Origin of the sequence: Sphaerospermopsis reniformis (assembly GCF_005402885.1) — a bacterium.
In the GTDB taxonomy this organism is placed as follows: Bacteria; Cyanobacteriota; Cyanobacteriia; order Cyanobacteriales; family Nostocaceae; genus Sphaerospermopsis; species Sphaerospermopsis kisseleviana.
Genome location: NZ_BJCE01000084.1, coordinates 1 through 20,674 on the forward strand (window position 1 = coordinate 1; position 20,674 = coordinate 20,674).

The 20,674-nt window shown below is 37.9% G+C and carries 17 protein-coding genes and 4 pseudogenes; 6 read left to right on the plus strand and 15 right to left on the minus strand.

The window, feature by feature from the left end; all coding sequences use genetic code 11:
- Nucleotides 1–134 precede the first annotated feature (134 nt).
- Entirely contained in the window at nt 135–851 is a 717-nt protein-coding gene (locus FFR48_RS13435; protein ID WP_137667698.1) for a pirin family protein, read from the minus strand.
- A 69-nt stretch (nt 852–920) separates the two neighbouring features.
- The gene (gene pyrE / locus FFR48_RS13440; protein ID WP_096568840.1) at nt 921–1,535 is read right to left on the minus strand and encodes an orotate phosphoribosyltransferase; all 615 of its coding nucleotides are present in this window, start codon (nt 1,533–1,535) and stop codon (nt 921–923) included.
- 111 nt (nt 1,536–1,646) lie between these two features.
- Between pyrE and FFR48_RS13445 the strand changes: the two genes are divergently transcribed.
- On the plus strand, nt 1,647–2,078 hold the full coding sequence (locus tag FFR48_RS13445) for a hypothetical protein (protein ID WP_371851445.1): 432 nt from the start codon (nt 1,647–1,649) through the stop codon (nt 2,076–2,078).
- 124 nt (nt 2,079–2,202) lie between these two features.
- Here the strand turns inward: FFR48_RS13445 and FFR48_RS13450 are convergent, their stop codons facing one another.
- The 5 genes from FFR48_RS13450 to patD form a co-directional block, all read right to left on the minus strand.
- Entirely contained in the window at nt 2,203–2,700 is a 498-nt protein-coding gene (locus tag FFR48_RS13450; protein ID WP_096572713.1) for a GNAT family N-acetyltransferase, read from the minus strand.
- Between the two features lie 248 nt (nt 2,701–2,948).
- Nucleotides 2,949–3,668 carry a class I SAM-dependent methyltransferase gene (locus FFR48_RS13455; RefSeq protein ID WP_137667699.1) on the minus strand — a complete coding sequence of 240 codons (720 nt, stop codon included), beginning with the start codon at nt 3,666–3,668 and terminating at the stop codon, nt 2,949–2,951.
- Between the two features lie 65 nt (nt 3,669–3,733).
- Complete coding sequence (locus tag FFR48_RS13460) at nt 3,734–5,404, minus strand: dipeptide ABC transporter ATP-binding protein (protein WP_137667700.1); 1,671 nt, start codon at nt 5,402–5,404, stop codon at nt 3,734–3,736.
- A gap of 23 nt (nt 5,405–5,427) precedes the next feature.
- Nucleotides 5,428–6,693 (minus strand): hypothetical protein, encoded by a 1,266-nt coding sequence (locus tag FFR48_RS13465; protein ID WP_137667701.1) that lies wholly within the window; start codon nt 6,691–6,693, stop codon nt 5,428–5,430.
- A 93-nt stretch (nt 6,694–6,786) separates the two neighbouring features.
- Nucleotides 6,787–7,140 carry a heterocyst frequency control protein PatD gene (gene patD, locus FFR48_RS13470; protein WP_137667702.1) on the minus strand — a complete coding sequence of 118 codons (354 nt, stop codon included), beginning with the start codon at nt 7,138–7,140 and terminating at the stop codon, nt 6,787–6,789.
- 276 nt (nt 7,141–7,416) lie between these two features.
- Here patD and FFR48_RS13475 point away from each other — a divergent pair, with 276 nt between their 5' ends.
- Complete coding sequence (locus tag FFR48_RS13475; protein ID WP_137667703.1) at nt 7,417–9,687, plus strand: RelA/SpoT family protein; 2,271 nt, start codon at nt 7,417–7,419, stop codon at nt 9,685–9,687.
- 126 nt (nt 9,688–9,813) lie between these two features.
- Here the strand turns inward: FFR48_RS13475 and glmU are convergent, their stop codons facing one another.
- The 3 genes and pseudogenes from glmU to FFR48_RS29465 form a co-directional block, all read right to left on the minus strand.
- Entirely contained in the window at nt 9,814–11,169 is a 1,356-nt protein-coding gene (gene glmU / locus FFR48_RS13480; RefSeq protein WP_137667704.1) for a bifunctional UDP-N-acetylglucosamine diphosphorylase/glucosamine-1-phosphate N-acetyltransferase GlmU, read from the minus strand.
- A 183-nt stretch (nt 11,170–11,352) separates the two neighbouring features.
- Nucleotides 11,353–11,493 (minus strand): annotated as a pseudogene (locus FFR48_RS13485) (GGDEF domain-containing protein); the annotation flags it as partial.
- 230 nt (nt 11,494–11,723) lie between these two features.
- A pseudogene (locus FFR48_RS29465) lies at nt 11,724–12,044 on the minus strand (ISLre2-like element ISCst1 family transposase); the annotation flags it as partial.
- A 48-nt stretch (nt 12,045–12,092) separates the two neighbouring features.
- Here FFR48_RS29465 and uvsE point away from each other — a divergent pair.
- Both uvsE and FFR48_RS13500 read left to right on the plus strand, forming a co-directional pair.
- Nucleotides 12,093–13,049 (plus strand): UV DNA damage repair endonuclease UvsE, encoded by a 957-nt coding sequence (gene uvsE / locus FFR48_RS13495; protein ID WP_137667707.1) that lies wholly within the window; start codon nt 12,093–12,095, stop codon nt 13,047–13,049.
- Nucleotides 13,050–13,096: 47 nt separating this feature from the next.
- Nucleotides 13,097–14,695, plus strand: a complete 1,599-nt coding sequence (locus FFR48_RS13500) for an Hsp70 family protein (RefSeq protein ID WP_137667708.1) — start codon at nt 13,097–13,099, stop codon at nt 14,693–14,695.
- A 131-nt stretch (nt 14,696–14,826) separates the two neighbouring features.
- On the opposite strand, the gene FFR48_RS13505 is transcribed toward FFR48_RS13500, so the two are convergent.
- Nucleotides 14,827–15,453: a class I SAM-dependent methyltransferase gene (locus FFR48_RS13505; RefSeq protein ID WP_137667709.1), complete on the minus strand. Its 627-nt coding sequence runs from the start codon at nt 15,451–15,453 to the stop codon at nt 14,827–14,829.
- A gap of 93 nt (nt 15,454–15,546) precedes the next feature.
- Here FFR48_RS13505 and hemH point away from each other — a divergent pair, with 93 nt between their 5' ends.
- The gene (hemH, locus tag FFR48_RS13510) at nt 15,547–16,713 is read left to right on the plus strand and encodes a ferrochelatase (RefSeq protein WP_137667710.1); all 1,167 of its coding nucleotides are present in this window, start codon (nt 15,547–15,549) and stop codon (nt 16,711–16,713) included.
- Between the two features lie 130 nt (nt 16,714–16,843).
- Here hemH and FFR48_RS29470 read toward each other — a convergent pair.
- The 3 genes and pseudogenes from FFR48_RS29470 to FFR48_RS13520 all read right to left on the minus strand — a co-directional run.
- Nucleotides 16,844–16,942, minus strand: a pseudogene (locus FFR48_RS29470) (DUF4126 domain-containing protein); the annotation flags it as partial.
- Nucleotides 16,943–17,408: 466 nt separating this feature from the next.
- Nucleotides 17,409–18,704 (minus strand): adenylosuccinate lyase, encoded by a 1,296-nt coding sequence (purB, locus tag FFR48_RS13515; RefSeq protein WP_137667711.1) that lies wholly within the window; start codon nt 18,702–18,704, stop codon nt 17,409–17,411.
- A 29-nt stretch (nt 18,705–18,733) separates the two neighbouring features.
- Entirely contained in the window at nt 18,734–18,892 is a 159-nt protein-coding gene (locus FFR48_RS13520; protein WP_162501882.1) for a hypothetical protein, read from the minus strand.
- A gap of 169 nt (nt 18,893–19,061) precedes the next feature.
- On the opposite strand from FFR48_RS13520, the gene FFR48_RS13525 reads away from it, so the two are divergent.
- On the plus strand, nt 19,062–19,853 hold the full coding sequence (locus tag FFR48_RS13525) for an RNA polymerase sigma factor SigF (RefSeq protein WP_137667712.1): 792 nt from the start codon (nt 19,062–19,064) through the stop codon (nt 19,851–19,853).
- Between the two features lie 200 nt (nt 19,854–20,053).
- On the opposite strand, the pseudogene FFR48_RS13530 reads toward FFR48_RS13525, so the two are convergent.
- A pseudogene (locus FFR48_RS13530) lies at nt 20,054–20,674 on the minus strand (hypothetical protein); the annotation flags it as partial.

The window sequence follows — 20,674 nt, forward strand, 5'->3', positions numbered from 1 at the left end:
TTGCCATCTCTTGAAATCCCAAAAAATGCACACTTTTTCCGGTATACCCTTCAAAACCCTTGCACTAATTTCTGTGTTTATCAGCCTCTAACCTTTGATATATCAAGGTTTTAGGTTTATTCAGCAACCCCTATTTAAGCCAAGTCAAAAAGTAAAATTTCCGCGTTCTGATTTGTACTCAGTTCTATTTTCTGCTCTCCAGTAATTTGCACTCCATCACCTGCTTGGAGTTGTTTTCCATTAAAGATTGCTTCACCTGTAGCTATTTGCAACCAAGCATAACGATAGAGTTGAACATAATAATTAATCACATCACCTTTTTCTAAGATAGAGGCATATAAATCAATATCTTGATGAATAGTGATAGATCCATCACGACCATCTTGAGAACCAATTAACCTTAGTTTTCCCTTTTTATCTTCTACAGAAAAAGCTTTTTGTTCATATCTTGGTTTTAAACGTTGTTGATCCGGCAAAATCCATATTTGCAGCAGGTGTAATTCTTCAGTTTGGGAATGATTAAATTCACTGTGCATGATTCCTGTACCAGCACTCATAATTTGAGCATCACCTGGACGAATCACCGAACCTGTACCCAAACTATCTTTATGTTCTACTGCACCTGATAAAACATAGGTGAGAATTTCCATATCTCGATGTGCATGAGTTGGAAAACCAGCACCAGCAGCAATACTGTCATCATTAATGACTCTGAGGGAACGGAATCCCATGCGGTCGGGATCATAAAAATGACTAAAGGAAAATGTATGATAACTATCCAACCAATCAATTTTACTATGACCCCGTAAATTGGATTTATGAATCATGTAGTTAATGGTATTTTGAGACATAATTTCACCTCTTAAAATAGGAGTCAGGAGTCAGGAGATCAAGGATAATTTAACCCAGTCCCCAGTCCCCTATATTTGCTGATACCTTGCTTGTAAATCCTGAATAGAAAAGAGCGCATCAAACTGTAAACCAGCAGATTTATATAATTCTGCGCCTCCTTGAAGTCTGTCGATCAAAGAAATTACCCTATCAACGGTATAACCTGCTGCTTGTAAACGTTCAACTGCTTTCAGTGCAGATTGGCCAGTTGTCACTACATCTTCCAGGACTACAACTTTTGCACCCGTGGGTAAAGTAGGACCTTCAATGTAAGCCATTGTGCCATGCCCCTTAGCTTCTTTGCGAATAATTAACGCTGGTATGGGGCGATTTTCATAGACAGAAACCACACTGACAGCGGAAACAATAGGGTCAGCACCCAGAGTTAAACCTGCGACAGCCTGTGTATCTACTGGTAGAATATGTAATATCAACCTACCTATAGCTAAAGCTCCTTGGGGGTGGAGTGTAACCTGTTTACCATTAATATAGTAAGAACTACGTTGTCCAGAGGAAAGAACAAAATCACCTTCTTGATAAGCAAGTTGGCAAAATAAATTTAGTAACTTCTGACGCAGGGTGGTTAAATCAGTAGTGGTTGCCCAAATATCCGATGGGTTGGATGTTTCAGTAGAATACGACATTACAAACCGTTAAAAGTTGTGCTACACCAAAGGTTGAACTAATGAAAGTTCTGAAATTAAGCATAAATTAAGAGTTGCCCAAGTTTGCCTAAAAATTGAGGAGTTGTAAACTTGAGTATAAATTTGCCTGGATTGGGTGGGTTGATGGTACTACTTGCTACTACTACATTTCCTGTAGTTGCAGTTGCTGAGATGCAAACAGAAAATTATGAATCAACCAGCAATGCTTTCGATAGAGCTTATTTTCGCAATCATCCTAATTTTTATGACAATGGCAGTTTACAGCGTCAGGTAGATTCTTTATTAGGTCCTGGGGGTAAGTTCGGAACTACTTTTCCTGATAATGAAATAGCTAAAGATGGTCAGTTAGTTAACATTGTGTATCATGATGTTATCATGCAGCAAGCACAGAATGATCCTTATCTTCGTACCCCTGATTTACCCAATCCTTACAATTCTTCGCTGTTGATGTCTCCTGAGTACAATGCTAATAGACTCAGGGTTGGTACTGAATATCGCTTTGATAGTTTAACTTCTCGTTAATTATTAGGGAACAGGGAATAGGGAACAGGGAATAGACAAAAATTAATATTATCCTCCTGTCCCCAGTCACCTATCACCAGTCACCTATCACCAGTCACCTATCACCAGTCACCTATCACCTATTTCACTTTTCCCCAACTCGTAAACCCAGAATAATTAAATCTCTTTCTACGCCGGCTAAATCAGCTATTTTGGGTAAATATCCCCAGTTTTGAAAACCCAATTTAGCAAATAGTTTTAAACTAGGTTGATTGTGAGCAAAAATAAAACTAACTAAAGTTTTTAACCCCAAACTTGGACTTTCATTAATTGCTTTTTCTAAAAGTAACTTTCCTAAACCACGTTTTTGAAAGTTTGGGGAAATGTAAATACTAATTTCGGCGGTGGAATGGTAAGCTGGTCTACCATAAAAGGATTGAAAACTCAGCCATCCGGCAATCATCCCATCTATTTCTACTACCCACAGGGGACGTTGTGAAGGTACTCTTCCCTGAAACCAGGCAATGCGACTTTCTACGGTTACGGGTTCTAAATCGGCTGTTGCCATGCGTGTGGGAACAGCAGCGTTATAAATGGCTACAATTTCTGGTAAGTCTGTTTCTGTGGCATGGCGAATAATCATTGCGGCTTTTTGGGCAAAATTCAAATTATCGGTACAATCTTCACAAATCATACACTGTCACCGCAAAATTTATGAGCATTTTTAATCAAGATTTATTGATTCATCATTAGATAGTTTAGTTAACTAGAAACTTACGTTGTGAATTAGTATTAATTTACAGTCATGAGAGACTTTTAAAACATCCTCTTAGGTTTATTGTAGTAATGTTAAAAAGCAAGAGGTTGAATAAGTGAAATTTTAATGAACTTTTAAAATCTGATTTTGTACAATTCAAATAATTCTCCTAATTGCTTTTTAACTATTTTCGCACCTGCATTTTTAATTGTTTTTTCCCAATCGGATGCAGTTTCTAAAAACACTTCTGCACCTAAATAGGTTTCTAAAACTGCCCAATCTTCCGCTAATGGTTGTTCTGAGTTAAGAATATCAAATACAAAATATCCACCTGGTTTTAATACTCTTTTGACTTCTGATAAAACAGATTGCCAATATTCTAGGGGAAAATAACAACTAAATCCTGTAGCTATAACTAAATCAAATTGTGCTGCATCATAGTTTAATTGGTGTGCTGGACCTAATTCAACACCTTTGAATAGTTTTGAATTTAGTTGTGAACCACGAGAATTTAGTGTATCTCTGGCTATATTACTAATTTCTTGACCATAAAAATATGTTTGCCAATTTCTCCAAGGATAGATTAAAAAGCTGACTCCGCAACCAATGTCTAAACAACGTTGGTTTTTTTGCGGTTGGGCAATTTCCCAAAATGGGGAAGCAATTTTATAAGCTAAAATGCCATTTTTCCATTCTTTATAGATTGGCATTTCTTCTACTTCTGCGGGTACTTCAAAGGGTTCTTTTTGATATTCTTTATTGAAACGATAGGCGATTTGTGCTATTCTCTCTTGCCATTTATCCAAGGAATAGTTTTTATTTTTAAATGAATTTATCGGTTGATTTTTAGACATTATTTAATTTGGTAATGGGTGATGGGTAATGGGTAATGGGTAATGGGTAATGGATAATAATGATATTAAACTCTAGCTAATGATGGTGCAGCAGCTAGTAAAGTTTTTGTGTAGGGATGTTGGGGATGAGCAAAAATTTCTTTTGTATTTCCTAGTTCTACAATTTTACCACCATTCATAACGGCTATGCGATCGCACAAAAAACGAGCTAACCATAAATCATGGGTAATAAATAAATAGGTTAACTCAAATTCGTCTTTTAATTGTAGCATTAAATCTAAAACTTGTGATTGTACACTGGCATCTAACATACTCACTGGTTCATCACATATTACCAGTTTAGGTTGGGTAATTAAAGCTCTAGCAATGGCTACCCTTTGTTGTTGTCCTCCCGATAAATCTGAGGGATAACGTTGATAATACATTTCTGCTGGTGTTAATCCCACTTTTTCCAACATCCATAAAACCTTTTCTTTGGCTTTTTCAGCATTAGCTAAGTTGTGAATTAATAGGGGATCTGCTATACTTTGTCCCACTGTCATGGCAGGATTTAAACAAGCATGAGGATCTTGAAATACCATTTGGATTTGTCTGCGGGAAGCGCGAATTTCTTTACGGGATAATTTAGTTAAATCCTGTCCTAAAAATTCCACTTTTCCCCCAGTGGGAGGAATTAATTGTAAAATAGTCCGAGAAAGTGTACTTTTCCCACAACCAGATTCTCCCACTAATCCTAATATTTCCCCTGGATATAATTCTAAATTAATACCATCTACAGCTTTAATTTGTTGTCCTTCACCTTTAAATATTCTTTCAATAAAATTCGGTTCTATGGTATAATGTTTTTGCAGTTCTGTAAGTTTTAAAATTGGTTTTTCTTTAATTACTGTTCCCTGTTCCCTGCGATGCACTGAGCTTGTCGAAGTGTTCCCTGTTACCTCTTCTTGTTGAATATGTAATGCTGCTTTTAATAAAGATTGGGTGTATTCATGTTGAGGATTTTTAAAGACATTTTCTGTTTTCCCTGTTTCTACCATTTTACCTTGATACATGACCCCAATGCGATCGCAATATTCCCCTACCATTGCTAAATCATGGGAAATTAATAATAATCCCATATTGTCTTCTGCACATAACCGCGTTAGTTCTTGTAAAATCTGAGCAGAAACGGTAACATCTAAGCTAGTCGTGGGTTCATCAGCAACAATTAATTTAGGATTCAACAGTAAGGCTAACGCAATAGCAACTCTTTGACGCATCCCTCCGCTAAACTCATGGGGGTACTGACTCCAACGACTTGCAGGAATTTTCACCTTTTCTAAAGTTGCTAAAGCTTTTTCTTTCGCTTGTTGTTTAGTTAATTCTGGTGAATGCGCTGCCAAGGTCTCTAAACAATGATTACCAATAGTCATTAAAGGATCTAATCTTGTCATGGGATCTTGAAACACCAAAGCTACTGCTTCACCGCGAAACTTTTGCATTTGCACAGGTGTTAAATCTAATACGGAATCATCACGAAAAATTATCTTACCTTCAACTCGACTAGAGGCAGGTAATAAACGCATAATTGCCCTGCCAATAGTAGATTTACCACAACCCGACTCACCCACCAAGCCCATTTTTTCCCCTGGTTGAAGTGCAAAAGATACATCATTAACCGCCCAGATTGGTGCTTCTTCGTCAAATTGGGGATAAGCTACGCGGAGATTTTCAACACTAAATAAGGCTTCACTCATGGTTAATTATAGTTAATTATCGTCTATTTATTGTCTACTGATCCAACGTCTTGTATCTGACTAGAATTTTGCTCAGTTCCACAATGATAACAATAAGGTAACTTTTTGTAAGTTAAATTATGGCAATTGTGACACTCTATATATTGATAATAACCGCAATGAGGACAATGGGCATTATTGGATTTAAGAGTTTTTCCACAATTGATACATTGTGATTTTTGAACTCTCTTAGCAGCTTGAAATTTGGTATTAAATACTACTCCTTGAAAGAACTTGATAATTCCAAAACCTATGAGAGGAATTAGCAAGATATAAACATAACTAATTAAGAATAGTAACCCACCCAATAGTTTGTTAACAACACTTAATAAGAATTGAAAGACTACACCAACTTGCAGAAATTCTAAGACTTTGAGAACAAGAGGAATCAAAAATATTACCAGCAAATGCCAGCTAATTAATGCAATAAGTCCATATCCTCGACGTTGACTTATTCTATGGACTGATAAAGCAATAATAATTAAAGGTAGTAGAAAGATAGATTGAAATGTAAGCTGGATACTAGGATACCAAAACGAGGCTCTTTCATAACCTTGTTTAACTGCCGCGAATTTATTCTCATCTTTGATCAAAGATAGAAAATTAAGACTTTCTGGTTTAGTAAGAAGTTGGTTTTTAAGATTATTAATTTCTTGTTTAATTTGTCCAATTTGTTGTTGATTTTTATCTAAGTCTTGTTTAGCTTTTTCAGCACTGACTTGATTGATAGATTTTTCAGATGACTGTCCCGCAATTTTTTCCAACAGCGTTGAATCATATTGATTGCGAATATTTATATTCGCTTGTTCTAATTGATTAATTTTCTCCTGGCGTAGATTTATATTTGTAATATTTTTTTGATTTAGGTTATTATTCAGTCTGTCTTTTAACTCGGCATAATTTATACATATTTCTGAAACTTTCCCTAAATGTCCAATTTCTTGCTGTTGATATTCTGCTTGAAACTGCGGTTGATTATTGTTCAATGGTACTGAGCTTATGATCATGTCATAATCTTTATTTTTATCACTTTGCTTTTGATAATTCTCCCATTCTGAATAACACGGATAGGCTTGGTAGGGGCTAAGATGCCATCTACTAATATCCTCTAAACCTGTAAAAACATTGATTAAAATGAAAATATCTACTATAATGATTACAATCAAACTCACTTTATTTAGTGGTTCGTTGTTGATTGTTCTGGAGTTGTTAAAGAATTGAGCTAAAATGTTACGTATTTTAGTAAACATACAGAATATTTTATACCAAAATGAGTGTGTTTGTCATGTAGTTGCAACCAACCTACCATGAAAACTATTGCCTTGATAGCAGATTCATATTAGTTAATATTCTCCCTTCTCATCTGGGTGTAAAATAGTCTCACAGAATCGAATTAAAATATTAATGCGCTCTGTAATTGTTTTTAATCGTGCCTGTATTGTAGTAGACTGTCTTGCGCCTTGTAAAAAAATTACATCTACTTCTAATAAACGAAGTTGCTTGCTAATTTCCGTTTGATAAGACTGCTGGCGGTAGTTTAAATCAGTGAAGGGAGCGATTTCTTGTAAAAAAAAATGCTGTAAATCGGCTAGATGCGATCGCAAGGTAGGAATATCTAATAGAGTTTTGTTAACATTGGAGCGTAATTCCTCCAGTAATGTTGTCAATTCCTGATATTTTTGCAGATTTAAAGACATTTGGTGCTAGTTGAGATAGTATAAACTACAAGAAAATTTATTTCTAGAATAAACCTTTTTCCCAACTCATTCCTAAGAATAGCCTTAAAACCATCTGTGAGACTTGGTTGATTCTTATGGATAGTCAGGCTGATCAGTCATGAGATCATCAGGTAATCAGAAAATCATTCTGACAAAATTTTTCCCACCCGTCTGTAGGGCAGCATCATCAATAGAAGATGCTGTCATTTTCATCTATATCTCACCGATCCACGAAAAACTTATCATTTCTCTTGTATGAGCAGCTTACTTGTTGATTCCTCCGTTGATGTTAGTCTCCCGGAATGGCTTAAAAAATGTTTACGAGAAACATTAGCGAAAAGCAACACGGGAGAAGATCACCGAACGCACAATGATGCCACTTTGATTTGTAATGCCTTTAAATTTGCCTATCAACTGCATCAAGGACAGTATCGTAAATCTGGAGAAGGGTATATTGCCCATCCTGTAGCCGTAGCTGATTTACTACGAGACTTAGGTGGTAGTGCTGCTATGATAGCAGCTGGATTTCTTCATGATGTAGTTGAAGATACAGAAGTTACAATTGAACAAATAGAAGAAAATTTTGGGGCAGAAGTGCGCCAACTGGTAGAAGGTGTCACCAAGCTTTCTAAAATTAATTTCACCAGTAAAACCGAAAGTCAAGCGGAAAACTTCCGGCGAATGTTTTTGGCAATGGCGCAGGATATTCGGGTAATTGTGGTGAAATTGGCGGATCGTTTGCATAATATGCGAACATTGCAATATATGTCAGAAGCCAGCCGTCGCCGCAGCGCCCAGGAAACACGAGATATCTTTGCACCTTTAGCCAATCGTTTGGGAATTTGGCATATTAAATGGGAATTAGAGGATTTAGCCTTTAAATATTTAGAACCTGATGCTTACCGAGAAATTCAACAGCACGTTGCGGAAAAAAGGACAGCACGGGAAGAAAAATTGACTAAAGCTAAGGAAGTGTTGCGGGAGAGAATGCAACAAGCGGGTATTAAATGTTTGGAGGTTAGCGGTCGCCCCAAACATCTGTATAGCATTTATCAAAAAATGCAGCGACAGCAAAAAGAATTTCATGAAATTTATGATTTGGCTGCACTGAGAATCATTGTCCAAACAAATGAAGAATGTTATCGGGCTTTGGCGGTGGTTCATGATGCTTTTCGTCCTATTCCCGGCAGATTTAAAGATTACATTGGTTTACCTAAACCTAACCGTTACCAATCCTTGCATACAGGGGTGATAGGTTTGACTGGTCGCCCGTTGGAAGTGCAAATTCGCACAATGGAAATGCACCATGTTGCGGAGTATGGGATTGCTGCCCATTGGAAGTATAAAGAAACAGGTGGTTCTACCAGTCAGGTAACAGGAGCAGATGAAAAATTTACTTGGTTGCGGCAACTATTGGAATGGCAGAGTGATTTAAAAGACGCGCAAGAATATTTAGATAGTATCAAAGATAATTTATTTGAAGATGATGTTTATGTTTTCACTCCAAAGGGGGATGTGGTACCTCTAAGTCCGGGATCTACAAGTATAGATTTTGCTTATCGAATTCATACAGAGGTCGGAAACCATTGTGCAGGGGCGCGGGTAAATGGGCGCATTGTGCCGTTATCCACCCGATTACAAAATGGGGATATTGTTGATATTATTACGCAAAAAAATAGCCATCCGAGTTTGGATTGGTTGAATTTTGTCAGGACTTCGGCGGCGAAATATCGGATTAAACAATGGTATAAGCGATCGCGCAGGGAAGAAAATCTAGCGCGGGGAAGGGATTTATTAGAGAAGGAACTAGGGAAAACAGGTTTTGATCACTTGTTGAAATCAGACGCAATGCAAACTGTGGCAGAAAAGTGCAATTATCACAGTGTGGAAGATTTACTGGCAGGTTTAGGTTACGGGGAAATTACCTTAAACTTAGTGTTAAACCGCTGGCGAGAAGTGGTAAAAGCACAACAACCTGTAGCTGATGTGATTCCATTTATCCCCAAAGAATCAACATCAAAAACTACACGGGAAACCTCACCCAGTACATCCCGTGCTAGTGATTCACCGATTATTGGCGTAGAAGGATTGGTTTATCATATAGCTGGATGTTGTACGCCGATTCCTGGTGAAGCTATTATTGGGGTGGTAACGCGGGGACGGGGTATATCCATTCATCGCCAAGGATGTCATAATGTGGACAATGTGGAATGTGAGCGCCTAGTACCCGTAAGATGGAATACAGCAATAGAACATCATGGCCGTCCTCACACTTACCCCATAGAGATTCAAATTGAAACTTTGGATCGAGTGGGAATCTTAAAAGATATTTTATCGCGGTTGAGTGATCAAGGCATCAATGTGCGTCATGCTAATGTGAAAACAGCTTTGGGACAACCAGCATTGATGGATTTGGGTATTGAGATCCGCGATCGCAATCAATTAGAACATCTGTTTGTGCAGATTAGAAAAATGAGTGATATTCTTAACATTCGCAGAGTTGGTCAAATGGAAGAGTCAAAGTAAAAGGCAGGGGGCAGGGGAGGCAGGGGAGGCAGGGGAGGCAGGGGAGGCAGGGAGAAATTATTTGTATTTTCCCAATTACCTCTTCCCCAGTCACCAGTCCCCAGTCACCAGTCCCCAGTCACCTACTTATCTTTCAGCTTTGATCTTCCAACCTGGTTTAACTACCTGACGACTCCGGGCAATGACTAAAGCTTCATTTTCCACATCTTCTGTCACCGTTGAACCTGCGGCAATATAAACATCATTACCGATGGTAATAGGTGCGACTAAAACACTATTAGAACCGGTTTTGGTGCGATCGCCTATTCTGGTTCTATGTTTTTTCACTCCATCATAATTAGCGGTAATTGTTCCTGCACCAATATTTACCTGAGTTCCCGCAGTTGTATCACCCAAATAAGAAAGGTGTGCAACATTAGAACCATCTCCTAATTGAGTATTTTTCAACTCTACAAAATTACCAATTCTGCAATTTTCACCCACTTCCGCATGGCCACGCAAATGAGCATAAGGACCAATACGAGTTCCTGCTTCCACAAAACTATCTTTGACTACAGAATATTGCACAGTGACATTTTCACCCAACTGGCTATTTTCAATTAAACTTCCAGGTCCTATGCGACTACCAGATTTAATCAATGTTTTACCCCGTAAATGAGTTTGAGGTTCAATAATCACATCTGGCTGTAATTCTACAGTTTCATCAATTGTCACACTAGCAGGATCAATAATCGTCACACCTGCCAAAAGCCATTTTTCCTGAATACGTCTTTGCAAAATCTCGTAAGCTGTGGCTAATTGCAATCTATCATTAATTCCCAGAATTTCTTGGTCATCTTCCACATCTACAGCCATCACCTTACCTACTTGGGTAACAGCATCAGTGAGATAATATTCTTTTTGGGCATTATTATTTTGTAAATGTGGTAAAAATTTTGCTAAATCAGACCAGCGGAAACAGTAAATACCAGCATTAACACGGTGATTTTTTCTTTGTTCAGGAGTGCAATCTTTATCTTCAACCATTTCCTGCACAATGCCGTTTTCATCACAAAAAACTCTGCCGTAACCTTGGGGATTTGATAAATGTGCTGTGAGAATAGTACAGGAATTTTGATTTTCTTGATGAATTTGTAATAAGTTTTTCAGAGTTTTAGTTTGCAACAAAGGCACATCACCATTTAAAATTAACAAATCCCCAGTGTAACCTTCTAAATGAGGAAGTAATTGTTGAATAGCGTGTCCTGTGCCTAATTGTACAGTTTGTTCCACAAATTCCAATTCAGAATTTCCACCTAAAGCAGTTTTTACTTCTTTAGATTGATACCCAACAATTACTAACCTGCGTTCAGGTGCAAGGGGTTCTAGACTATCAATAACTCTCTCGACTAGAGATTTTCCACCCAAAGAATGTAAAACTTTAGGTAGATGAGATTTCATTCTTGTGCCTTTTCCAGCGGCGAGAATTGCTACAACAACCATAATTAATTATCAGTAAATGACAATAAATGCTTTTTTGACTGGGAGATTCAAGGCTAAATCATATCAGTTAATTATCTAGAGTTGACAAAGTCTTTCTGTGTGGGTGAGCAGTCAGGAGTCAGGAGTCAGGAGTCAGGAGTCAGGAGTCAGGAGTCAGGAGTAGCTCCTTCAAATTCATAATTTCTAAGGTGCAACCACAACTTGGTTACGCCCAGCAGTTTTAGCACGATAAAGGGCAGCATCAGCAGTTTGAATTAATGCTGTACCAATAGCACCATGTTGGGGAAAACCAGTAACTCCCAAATATACTGTGATCTCCTGACTCCTTGATAGCGACTTGTACTGAGCCTGTCGAAGTAAGCGTGGCGTTAGCCATACTCCTTAATATTCACAAAAGGACTTTTTCAGCAAACCCTAATTAGGTGCATTTCTAAGATTGGTAAGAATACCTTATAATCTTCATAAGTTCTATCGTTGGTAATAGGGATATTCTGAGTTTTTACTTTTTTCCCCTGTTCATCAACTACATAGATTGTTAATAATTAAGGTCATTTGAGCGTTACTAAAACATTACCTACTGTTAATATTTCTCTTTTTCTACAACTATGTCTTTTTGTCTTGGGATGCCAATAACCTTTGGTTTGATTTATTGCTGTTTCATGAGCCACTTCTGATTGAGAAAGCTTATGCAATAACATTGCAATACATTGATCCGCTAACACTAATGCCGCTTCTCTTATTTTTTCTTCTCTTTCTTTTACAGTTCGTCCATCCCACTCTTCGATTTTTGTCAAATCTAAAAGTTTCTTCACATTTTCTTGAAATTATGATATGGAATCTGTTAAACTTAGATTTGCATATATAGCATTTACCAATTACCAATTACCAATTACCAATTACCAATTACCAATTACCAAAAAAATATGAAATTACAACAAAGAGAGATAACATTAAAAAAAATAAATCCACAACAGCAAAACCAAACTGAGCCACATTTAGGTTTGGTTTGTATCACTATTGATAAACAAGTGCGTTTTCGGACTATTACCCGGACCCGTTATTTAAAACTTTCTCCTCAACAAAGAGAAGATACCCTAAAAGAACTTTATCAAAATAATTTGCGCTGCTTGGATGGGGCGTTAACTTTCTGTCAAAAGCAAAATATTCGCCTTTATCGCATGACTTCGGCTTTATTTCCGATGAGTGATATCGAAGATAAAATTGGTGGAAATATATTAGAAGAAATGAGGGAAGATTTATCTAAAATTGGACAAAGGGCAGAAAATTTAAACATCAGAATGGTGTTACATCCTGATCAGTTTGTAGTCTTGAGTTCTGATTCTGATGAAGTCATAGAAAATAGTATCAAAATTTTAACAAACCACGCCTACACTTTAGATTTACTTGGTTTATCTCAGTCACCTTGGGCGTTAATGAATATTCATGGTGGTAAATCTCAACGTGGGGAAAAATTGGTAAAAGTAATTTCTGAACTACCACCAGGTATTAAAAACCGCTTAACTTTAGAAAATGATGAATATGCTTATAATGCTCAGGAGATTTTAGAGGTATGTCAACAAGCTGGTATACCGATGGTTTTTGATGCACATCACCATATTTGCTATGAAAAGTTAGATTCTTATGATCATCCTAGTGTAGAATCTATGGTTTTAGGGGCGCGAGAAACTTGGGAAAATCCAGATTGGCAGTTAGTACATATTTCTAATGGGGAAACAGGTTTTAATGATAGAAAACACAGTGATTTAATTACAGCCATGCCTCAAGCTTACCACCAAGTACCCTGGATAGAAGTAGAAGCCAAACACAAAGAAAAAGCGATCGCCCATTTGCGGGATTGGTGGTTAATGCAGAATAATTAACGTTATATTAACTTTACTTAATTAGTTGATCAATAATAAATTGAGAAATGGCGATCGCGATTGATTTTGGTACTAGCAACACAGTTATTACTCGCTGGAATCCCGTTACCCAGCAACCGGAAACTTTGACTTTACCGGGTTTATCCCTGCAACAAAGTCTTAATCCCCCACTGATTCCCAGTTTAGTATATGTAGAAGCAGCGAGTGAAAGTAAAGTTTTAGTTGGACAGCAAGTGCGCGATCGCGGTTTGGATCTCAAAGATGATAACCGATTTTTCCGTAGTTTTAAACGCGGTATTGGCGCAGATATTCAGGGTTTTTTACCAGAACTAGATGGAGAAATCGTCACCTTTGAAAAAATAGGTAAATGGTTTTTAACCAGGGTAATCGAAGAATTAACACTAATAGAAGGTGGTTTAGATTCTTTGGTTTTAACAGTACCTGTAGACAGTTTTGAAGCTTATCGTCACTGGTTAGGCAAAGTTTTTCAAGCACTTCCAGTAGAACAAGTTAGGATGTTAGATGAACCTACTGCCGCAGCTTTAGGTTATGGTTTAACAGCACAAGAAAATTTGTTAGTAATTGATTTTGGTGGTGGAACATTAGATTTATCTTTGGTACGTTTAGATCAACAGGCACAAACTAATACTAAACCAGTAGGATTTTTATTAAAGTGGGGTAATAAATCTTTAGCGGAAGATTCCAAACAAAAGGTAAAAACAGCCCGTGTATTAGCAAAAGCGGGGCAAAATTTAGGTGGTACAGATATTGATAATTGGATAGTTGATTATTTTGTCAAAACTAAAGGGTTGCCAGTTAATTCTATAATTACTCGGTTAGCAGAACGGGTAAAAATTCAATTATCTACCCAAAATAAAGCCAGTGAAGTTTATTTTAATGATGAAACTTTTGAAAGTTATGAATTGGATCTTGACCGTCAAACTTTAGAGAATATTCTCAAAGATCATGGATTTTTTGATAAGTTACATGATACCATGATGACCTTGTTACAACAAGCCCGTCGTCAAGGTATAGAACTAGATGATATTAATGCAGTTTTGTTAGTGGGTGGAACTGTACAATTACCAGTAGTAAATACATGGGTACAGCAATATTTTGAACCAGAAAAAATCCGTTATCAAAAACCTTTTGAAGCGATCGCTCAAGGTGCATTACAAATTACCCAAGGTTTAGAAATCAAGGACTTTTTGTATCATAGCTATGGAGTGCGGTACTGGGATAGACGCAACCAACGTCATAGTTGGCAACCAATAATTAAAGCAGGACAAGCTTATCCCATGAGTCAACCAGTAGAATTAGTTTTAGGTGCTTCTAGGGAAAATCAGCCGAGTATTGAGTTAATTTTAGGAGAATTAGGAGCAGAAACCGGAGGTACAGAAGTTTATTTTGATGGCGATCGCTTAGTAACTCGCAAACTTGAGTCTGTGACAACTACAGTTAAACCGCTGAATGATACAGAAGAAGCCAGAAAAATTGCTAAACTTACACCCCCTGGTTTTCCGGGGAGCGATCGCATTAAAGTCATGTTTCAAGTTGATGAACAACGATTTTTAAGAATTACCGTTGAGGATTTATTAACAAATAATACCCTGGTAGAAAATCAACTTGTGGCACAATTGAGTTAAGGAAGCAGGAGTCGTAGGGGCGAAGCATTCGGGCGACCAATTATCAATTTTATGAAAAGGCTATTTTCCCAATGCTTCGCCCTTACAGGAGTCAGGAAGAACGGATTTTATTTTCCCTGTTCCCTATTTTTTCAAGCCTTGCTACTGACAATTACCTGTAAACTACCACCAGCATATAAAATTGGTTTACCAACATCAAAACCAGATTCTCTTAATAAACCAGGTAAATCAGTTTTTAATAACTGCCAAGCTGTTTCCGTTTCAAACAACCAAAAAAACACTGATAAACCAGGCCAAAATATAGGATTTGTGGGAGGATGAAAATCTACTAAAGTAAAAATTCCCCCTGGTTTTAATACTCTATAAACCTCTTGGATGATTTTTCTTAATTGTTCAGGTTGCATTTCATGTAAAGCGGCGCTAGTATGCACCACATCAAACTCATGATCTGTAAAAGGCATATTTTCCGCATAAGCTTCTACATAAGTAGCATTCGGCACATTCTTTTTTGCCCGTTGTAAAGATAAAGGCGAAGCATCCAATCCTGTAACATTTTGTGATAATTTCACCAAAAAAGCCGTAGTTTGACCACTACCACAGCATAAATCTAGAATTTTAGTATCTGAGTTGAGGTTTAAACCTTGTAAAGCGAGTTGACGAAAACGCCCCTCACCGCCCACACTCAGGGCTGCTAACCGGGATATGGCATCATATAACCATTGATAGCGGTAACTCAAGTCTCGAAAAATTGTTGCCATTGCATATTTCCTTAACGTTAAGCTTTATATTGAATAAAGATATATTGTTAACATTAGTAAAAAAATTGTAAAGATTGGGGGAAAGTAACTGCTATGGGTCGTGTAGGCGTATTATTACTCAATCTAGGTGGACCTGATAAATTAGAAGATGTGGGTCCATTCTTATATAACCTGTTTTCAGATCCCGAAATTATTCGCCTACCATTTCGATGGATGCAAAAACCATTAGCTTGGTTTATTGCCACACGGCGAGAAAAAACATCACAAGAGAATTATAAGCAAATTGGTGGGGGTTCACCATTGCGAAGCATCACAGAAGAACAGGGGGAAGCGTTAAAAACCCAATTGGATGCTATGGGTAAAGAAGCAAATATCTATGTGGGAATGCGTTATTGGCATCCCTACACAGAAGAGGCGATCGCTCAACTGGCACAGGATAACATTGACAAGTTGGTAATTTTGCCACTTTATCCCCAATTTTCTATTAGTACCAGTGGTTCTAGTTTCCGGTTGTTAGAAAAACTTTGGCAAGAAAACCCAAAACTTCAACCTTTGGAATACACTGTGATTGCTTCCTGGTACAAACAACCAGGTTACTTGCAAGCAATGGCAGAACTGATCATTGAGCAACTAAATCAATTTCCCAACCCGGATCAGGCACACATCTTTTTTAGCGCCCACGGTGTACCAAAAAGCTATGTTGTAGAAGCCGGCGATCCTTATCAGCAGGAAATTGAGGAATGTACTCAATTAATTATGCAAACTCTTAATCGCCCCAACGCCCACACCTTAGCTTATCAAAGTCGTGTCGGTCCGGTGGAATGGCTACAACCTTATACTGAGGATGCCTTAAAAGAACTGGGTGAAAAAGGCGTTAAAGATTTGGTAGTAGTACCCATTAGTTTTGTTTCTGAACACATTGAAACTTTGCAAGAAATTGATATTGAATATCGGGAAATAGCCGAAGAAGCAGGAATTGAAAACTTCCGACGTGCTGCTGCTCCCAACACTCATCCAGTATTTATTAAAGCACTGGCAGACTTGGTAATTGAGTCTTTGGAAAAACCGGATCTCAAACTTTCCCAAGTTACCCAGATGAAGAAAAAGGTGAAAATGTATCCTCAAGAACGTTGGGAATGGGGAATGACAACTAGCGCCGAAGTCTGGAATGGTAGAATTGCCATGCTTGGTTTCATTGCCTTGATCATCGAAATTATCACCGGTCGAGGCTTACTCCATGCTATAGGGCTTTTACAGTAGGTGACAGGAGGCAGGAGGCAGGAGAATTTTAGATTTTAGATTTTAGATTTTAGATTGGATTCATGAAATACAATCCAAAATCCAAAATCCAAAATCCAAAATTGTATACCCAGTCACCAGTCACCAGTCCCTATTCCCTATTCTTACGATTTTCCCAATACCAGTGATACCACTGTGCAGCACTACGAACTGCAAACCAGAGCAGAATTAAAGCTATTAATCCTCCTTGTTGGGTGCTATATACAAAGTTGTAATCTATAGTTCAGATGTTTGGGTAGATATATAGGAATTTAAATTGAAAATTTTTGCACATCAATAGACCTGTCCGAAAATTACATAAGCGTAACCTGAAACCCATTCTTAGGAACAATTCATGAATTGTCCCTACATCTTTTTCGGAGAGGTCTAATTAGCAGATTCTTCACTAAATCAGTAATTTTATGGATTCAAGTTATCTTAATATACAAGTATCATGCAAGTAGGATTTGCTGAAAAAGTCTTTTCGTGAGGGTTAGGAGTTCAGGAGTCAATCGATTTTGGATTGACGATTTTTTCCGTTATGAAGGATCAGAACCTGTACCAAATTGTCAAAAATACAGGAGTCAGAAGCAATTAAGATGTGAAAAGTTCATATTTCCACAGGTAGATCCGGGAACAGTTTCTCACTTCTAGTTTTGACTCCTGATTCCTGAATTTTAAATTCCCAGTCTTTGATAAACTTGATCTAAATGTCTCAGATGGTTTTGTGGATCAAAACAAGCATCTATTTCTGCTGCTGACAAGTTTGCAGTTACACGGGGGTCTTTACTAATCAAATTACGGAAATTACCTTCTGGTTTATTCCAAGCAGTATGGGCATTTTGCTGAACTATGCTATAAGCTTCTTCCCGGCTAAGTCCTTTATCTACTAAGGTTAAGAGAACCTTTTGACTAAAGACGACTCCACCATAGCAGTTAAGGTTGCGTTCCATGTTCTGGGGATATACCAGCAAATTTGTCACCAAGTCGGTGATCTCATGGAGCATAAAGTGTGTTAAAATGCAAGCATCTGGTAAAATTACCCGTTCGACGGAACTGTGAGAAATATCTCGTTCATGCCATAAAGCTACGTCTTCTAAAGCTGCTCCTGCATGACTTCTTACCAGTCGCGCCATTCCTGTCAGTCTTTCTGAGCGGATGGGGTTGCGTTTGTGAGGCATGGCACTAGAGCCTTTTTGACCTTTGGAGAAGTATTCTTCAACTTCTAAAACGTCGGTTTTTTGCAAGTTGCGAATTTCTACGGCAAAGCGTTCTATAGATGCCGCCAGTAAAGCTAATTGTTGCACAAAGTCGGCATGAAGATCACGGGAAATAACTTGAGTGGAAGCGGTATCGGGTTTAAGTCCGAGTTTTTGACAAGCGATCGCTTCTACACGGGGTTCAATATTTGCATAAGTTCCCACCGCCCCGGATATTTTACCAACAGCGACATTTTTTTTCAGGACTTGCAAACGTTCTTGATGTCGCAATACTTCCGCTAACCAACCAGCTAATTTAAAACCAAATGTGATAGGTTCAGCGTGGATACCATGCGATCGCCCAATCATCGCAGTATAACGGTGTTCTCTGGCCTTGTTGCGAATTGCCCCAATTAAATCTTCTAATCGTTGTAACAAGATATCCAAACTAGCAACTAATTGTAGTGCTAATGCCGTATCCAGTACATCGGAACTGGTTAAACCCAGGTGAATATAACGTCCAGCATCACCAACATATTCATTGACATTTGTCAAGAAAGCAATCATATCATGGCGAACTTCCGCCTCAATTTCTAACACCCGCTTGGGGTCAAAATTCGCCTTGGCTTTAATTTCTGCTACTGCTTCTTTAGGAATATAACCTAGTTCTGCCTGAGCTTCACAAACAGCAATTTCTACCTGTAGCCAGGTTTGTAACTTATAGTTTTCATTCCACAGATTGCCCATTTCGGGCAAAGTATAACGCTCAATCACATTCGGGCATATAATACAACTGTCATATTTTACAAGGGAATTGGTGATTGGTGATTGGTGATTGGGGACTGGGGACTGGGGACTGGGGACTGGGGACTGGGGACTGGGGACTGGTGACTGGGGAAAAATATTTCCCTTCTGCCTTCTGTCTCCTGCCTCCTGCCTCCTGCCTCCTGCCTCTTCAGCAAACCTTTGTTAAGCAATAGTAAAATTACGTAAGTATGCGTTCAATTTGATTTAAAATTCAGTAAAACAACGATAGCTTATTTAGTACGGACTGAGGAAAATAATTAAAGATTTAAAGAAATTATACTAACCCCATTGTGCAGAACAAGGGATTACTACAAAGGAATTGATATGGCAAAAAGTGAAACCTCTATCCAACCTGATGGTATGGAGTTATTACACTTATACCACCAAAATCCTTCGATTCAACTGCGTAACCGACTGGTAGAGATACATAAGGGTTTGGTGCGGAAGATGGCTTATAAGTTTACCCATCAATGCCATGAACCTTATGAAGACTTAGAACAAATTGGTTATTTGGGGTTGATCCGGGCTATTGAGCGTTTCGATCCCTCTCAAGGATATGCTTTCAGTTCCTTTGCTGTACCTTATATTCGCGGCGAAATATTGCATTTTTTACGCGATCGCTCTACTTTAGTTAAAATACCCCGCCGTTGGCAAGAACTTTACAATCAGGGGCAACTTCTTCGTAAAGAATTAACATTATCTTTAGGTCGTCCTGTCAAAGATACGGAAATTGCTGAAAAGCTGCATATTTCTGTACAAGAATGGCAAGAATGTAAGTTAGCAAATCAAAACCGGATGCCTTTAAGTTTAGATGCTACCCCAACTAACAGCGTAGATTATCAAATGACCTTGGGTGATATACTTCCTTGTCCCCATACTACGATGCTTCAGCAACAAGAGGAAGAAAGACTACAGCTACAAGGGGCGATGAGGATGTTAGATGATAAACCCCGGATGGCTGTAGAGTTGGTATTGGTTAAGGAACTAACTCGCAAGGATGCAGGTAAAAAAATTGGTGCTAGTCCGATGACTGTTACTCGCTATCTGCATCAAGGTATTAAACAATTGATTTGCTATTTGCAACCACAAGGTGAGACAGATGTAATGAGTGCTTAGTTTTGGTAACTGGTGACTAGGGACTAGGGACTGGGGACTGGTGACTGGGAAATAAATTTTATTTTTTCCAATCACCTATTACCTAGATTTTATATCGGCGATCGCTATCAGGCAATCATTCAAAGGAAGTAGAGAAATAAATTTACTATCATTCAAGATGATTAAAGTTAATTCAATATTTCTCTACCCCTGGGTTTTTTCTAATCTTCTGACCTTGGTAATTTAGAATTGACTAAATTGGTAAATTCTGCCAAAGAAGTAATCGTAATTGATGATACAAATAATTCTTCTAAAGCAGTGATATCATCAACATTCTGAATATTTTTGCTCAGTATTTCGGGAACATCACCAAACTTGACTTGTAGAAGTTTAATGATATCTTGTTTGCGACCTTTTTTTTCGCCTCTTTCTAGGAAAATTTCTTCAGTGGGTGTTAAAAAAGGCATTTCTCTCTCCTTTTCATACTCGGTTATTTTCGTGAGCAATTTTTGTTGTAATTCCTGACTTAATGACATCATTTTGTCAATAAATCTAAAGAGGTTTTCAATGTCATATCTGTTTAAACCTCGCTCATATAAACTTCTAATTAATATCCATTTCCACTGCTCCCTATCTGCGAGTTTGTTGGTAGTAGTTTTGGTTTTTAAATGTGCCATTACTAATATAGCAAATAGATTGCTGCTTTGCTCTAGTGCTTCCCATTTGTAATCTATGAGTTTGACTGTATCAAATTTACACACAACCTCACTCTTACCTAAACCATATTGATAACTATTAGGTCGCCATGTTTTGCTTTCATCTCCTAATATGGCTAAACTAAC